The organism is Pseudomonas sp. NMI760_13 (assembly GCF_021283245.1).
In the GTDB taxonomy this organism is placed as follows: Bacteria; Pseudomonadota; Gammaproteobacteria; order Pseudomonadales; family Pseudomonadaceae; genus Aquipseudomonas; species Aquipseudomonas peradeniyensis.
This window is the reverse complement of record NZ_JAJSRC010000064.1, coordinates 1-4,054: the sequence shown is the minus strand read 5'-3', so window position 1 is coordinate 4,054 and position 4,054 is coordinate 1. Positions and strand designations below refer to the sequence as shown.

At 63.0% G+C, this 4,054-nt stretch carries 2 protein-coding genes; both read left to right on the top strand.

Annotated features, from left to right (window positions below; genetic code table 11):
• Window positions 1-238: 238 nt before the first annotated feature.
• Window positions 239-799, top strand: coding sequence for a recombinase family protein (locus tag LU671_RS29045; RefSeq protein WP_034115140.1), 561 nt, complete (start codon window positions 239-241; stop codon window positions 797-799).
• A gap of 3 nt (window positions 800-802) precedes the next feature.
• Window positions 803-3,769 (top strand): Tn3 family transposase, encoded by a 2,967-nt coding sequence (locus LU671_RS29040; protein WP_032495636.1) that lies wholly within the window; start codon window positions 803-805, stop codon window positions 3,767-3,769.
• Window positions 3,770-4,054 lie beyond the last annotated feature (285 nt).

Here is a 4,054-nt window from a genome sequence, read left to right as displayed (position 1 = left end):
TATTGAACTGTCAGGAGCTGGCTGCACAACAGCCATTACGCCCAATCAACTGGTGCAGTCGTCTTCTGAAAATGACATGGATGTCAGGCAAGGCCGCACCGCGCCGTCAGAATAGAGTCCGCTTTCACATTCTTTGACACATGCTTGCCAAGGTCATAGATTTCAGCCTGACAAATTCAAGGCTTCGGGCGCAATGGAACCAAAAACCAACGTAAGCCCTACAGCCCATGGAGGCATCTTGCAGGGACAACGCATCGGTTATGTCCGGGTCAGCAGTTACGATCAGAATCCGGAGCGGCAACTTGAGCAAGTCGAGGTCGGCAAGCTGTTCACCGACAAAGCCTCGGGCAAGGACACCCAGCGTCCCCAGCTGGAGGCCATGCTCGGCTTCGTCCGCGAGGGCGACACCGTTGTGGTGCACAGCATGGATCGCCTGGCCCGTAACCTCGATGACTTGCGACGCCTGGTGCAGAAGCTGACCCAGCGCGGCGTGCGTATCGAGTTCCTGAAAGAGGGCCTGGTGTTCACCGGCGATGACTCGCCGATGGCCAACCTGATGCTGTCGGTGATGGGGGCCTTCGCCGAGTTCGAGCGCGCCCTGATCCGTGAGCGGCAACGGGAGGGCATCGCCCTGGCCAAGCAGCGCGGCGCGTACCGGGGCCGCAAGAAGGCCCTGTCCGACGAGCAGGCTGCTACCCTGCGTCAGCGGGCGTCAGTCGGAGAGCCCAAAGCGCAGCTTGCCCGCGAGTTCAACATCAGCCGGGAAACTCTCTACCAGTACCTACGCACGGACGATTGATACATGCCGCGTCGCTTGATCCTCTCGGCTACGGAGCGGGATACCCTGCTCGCGTTGCCGGAAAGCCAGGATGACCTGATCCGCTACTACACCTTCAACGACTCCGACCTGTCGCTGATCCGCCAGCGGCGCGGCGACGCCAACCGCCTGGGCTTCGCGGTGCAGCTCAGCCTGCTGCGATATCCAGGCTATGCGCTGGGCAGCGACAGCGAGTTGCCCGAGCCGGTCATCCAGTGGGTGGCCAAGCAAGTTCAGGTCGACCCAACGAGTTGGGCGAAATACGGCGAACGCGACGTGACTCGCCGCGAGCACGCCCAGGAACTGCGCACCTACCTACAACTGGCCCCGTTCGGCCTGTCCGACTTCCGCGCCCTGGTGCGCGAGCTGACCGAGTTGGCCCAGCAGACCGACAAGGGGTTGCTGCTGGCCGGCCAGGCGCTGGAGAGTCTGCGGCAGAAGCGGCGCATCCTGCCGGCGCTGAGCGTGATTGACCGGGCCTGCTCGGAAGCCATTGCGCGGGCCAATCGCCGGGTCTACCGCGCCCTGGTCGAACCACTCACGGACTCGCATCGGGCCAAGCTGGACGAGCTGTTGAAGCTCAAGGCCGGCAGCAGCATCACCTGGTTGACCTGGTTGCGGCAGGCCCCACTAAAACCGAACTCCCGGCACATGCTCGAACACATCGAGCGGCTGAAGACATTTCAGCTGGTGGATTTGCCCGAAGCTCTGGGCCGGCACATCCACCAGAACCGCCTGCTCAAGCTGGCCCGCGAGGGTGGGCAGATGACGCCCAAAGACCTCGGTAAGTTCGAGCCGCAGCGGCGCTACGCGACCCTGGCCGCCGTGGTGCTGGAGAGTACGGCGACCGTGATTGATGAGCTGGTCGATCTGCACGACCGCATCCTGGTCAAGCTGTTCAGCGGCGCGAAGCACAAGCATCAGCAGCAGTTCCAGAAGCAAGGCAAGGCGATCAACGACAAGGTGCGCCTGTACTCCAAGATCGGCCAGGCCCTGCTGGAGGCCAAGGAAAGCGGCAGCGATCCCTACGCCGCCATCGAGGCGGTGATTCCCTGGGACGAGTTCACCGAGAGCGTCAGCGAGGCCGAGCTGCTGGCCCGGCCGGAGGGCTTCGACCATCTGCACCTGGTTGGCGAGAACTTCGCCACCCTGCGCCGCTATACGCCGGCCTTGTTGGAGGTGCTGGAACTGCGCGCCGCCCCGGCTGCGCAAGGCGTGCTGGCGGCCGTGCAGACCCTGCGCGAGATGAACGCCGACAACCTGCGCAAGGTGCCGGCCGATGCGCCCACCGCCTTCATCAAGCCGCGCTGGAGGCCGCTAGTGATAACCCCGGAAGGCCTCGACCGGCGCTTCTACGAAATCTGCGCCCTGTCAGAGCTGAAGAACGCGCTGCGCTCCGGCGACATCTGGGTCAAGGGCTCGCGGCAGTTCCGCGACTTCGACGACTACCTGCTGCCGGCAGAGAGGTTCGCCGCGCTCAAGCATGCGCAGGCTCTGCCCCTGGCGATCAACCCGAACAGCAACCAGTACCTGGAAGAGCGCTTGCAGCTGCTGGACGAGCAGCTGGCCACCGTCACCCGCCTGGCCAAGGACAACGAGCTGCCCGATGCCATCCTCACCGAGTCAGGGCTGAAGATCACCCCACTGGATTCCGCGGTGCCCAATACCGCGCAGGCGCTGATCGACCAGACCAGCCAGTTGCTGCCGCGCATCAAGATCACCGAACTGCTGATGGACGTGGACGACTGGACGGGCTTCAGCCGCCACTTCACCCACCTGAAGGACGGTGCCGAGGCCAAAGACCGGACATTGCTGCTGTCAGCGATCCTGGGCGATGCGATCAACCTCGGGCTGACCAAGATGGCCGAGTCGAGCCCCGGCCTGACCTACGCCAAGCTGTCCTGGCTGCAAGCCTGGCACATCCGAGACGAAACCTACTCGGCGGCCCTAGCCGAGCTGGTCAACCACCAGTACCGTCATACCTTCGCCGCTCACTGGGGCGACGGCACGACCTCTTCTTCCGATGGCCAGCGCTTCCGGGCGGGCGGTCGGGGCGAAAGCACCGGGCACGTCAACCCGAAGTACGGCAGCGAGCCGGGGCGGCTGTTCTACACCCATATCTCCGACCAGTACGCACCGTTCAGCACCCGCGTGGTGAATGTCGGCGTGCGCGATTCCACCTATGTGCTCGACGGCTTGCTGTACCACGAGTCCGACCTACGGATTGAGGAGCACTACACCGACACGGCTGGCTTCACCGATCACGTCTTCGCCTTGATGCACCTGCTGGGCTTCCGCTTCGCACCGCGCATCCGCGACCTCGGCGAAACCAAGCTGTATGTTCCGAATAGCGTCCAGGACTACCCGACATTGCGCCCAATGGTTGGCGGTACCCTGAACATCAAGCATGTCCGCGCCCACTGGGACGACATCCTGCGCCTGGCCAGCTCGATCAAGCAGGGCACCGTCACTGCCTCGCTGATGCTGCGCAAGCTCGGCAGCTACCCGCGCCAGAACGGTCTGGCCGTGGCCTTGCGCGAACTGGGCCGGATTGAGCGCACACTGTTCATCCTCGACTGGCTGCAAAGCGTAGAGCTACGTCGCCGCGTGCATGCCGGACTGAACAAGGGCGAGGCGCGCAACTCCCTGGCCAGGGCGGTGTTCTTCAACCGCCTCGGCGAAATCAGGGATCGGAGCTTCGAGCAGCAGCGCTACCGGGCCAGCGGTCTCAACCTGGTGACGGCCGCCATCGTGCTGTGGAACACGGTGTACTTGGAACGCGCCACCCAGGCGATGGGCGAAGCGGGGAAGTCGGTGGATGGCGAGCTGCTGCAGTACCTGTCGCCGCTGGGGTGGGAGCACATCAACCTGACCGGCGATTATGTCTGGCGGCAGAGCCGCAGGCTGGAGGACGGGAAGTTTCGGCCGCTAAGGCTGCCCGGAAAACCTTAGCGTACGATTTTTTCCGTTTTCTCTATTCGCCCCTGAAGGCACAGCATGACGTGGCACTGGGCCGGGTGATGGTTGAAGCTGCAAAGAAACAGCAAATCTAAGCAGTACCAGGAACAGAAAGGGCGGCCAGTTGGCCGCCTTTTTTGTTTGCGCTGAAACTGTCTTGTTTTGTCGCGTATGTCCTAAGACTTGCGACAAGCTACCGTCCTGTCATTTTCAGAAGACGACTGCACCAGTTGATTGGGCGTAATGGCTGTTGTGCAGCCAGCTCCTGACAGTTCAATA

Coding starts and splice junctions, on each gene's coding strand:
- LU671_RS29040 (WP_032495636.1), top strand. CDS start 803: ATGCCGCGTCGCTTGATCCTCTCGGCTACGGAGCGGGATACCCTGCTC.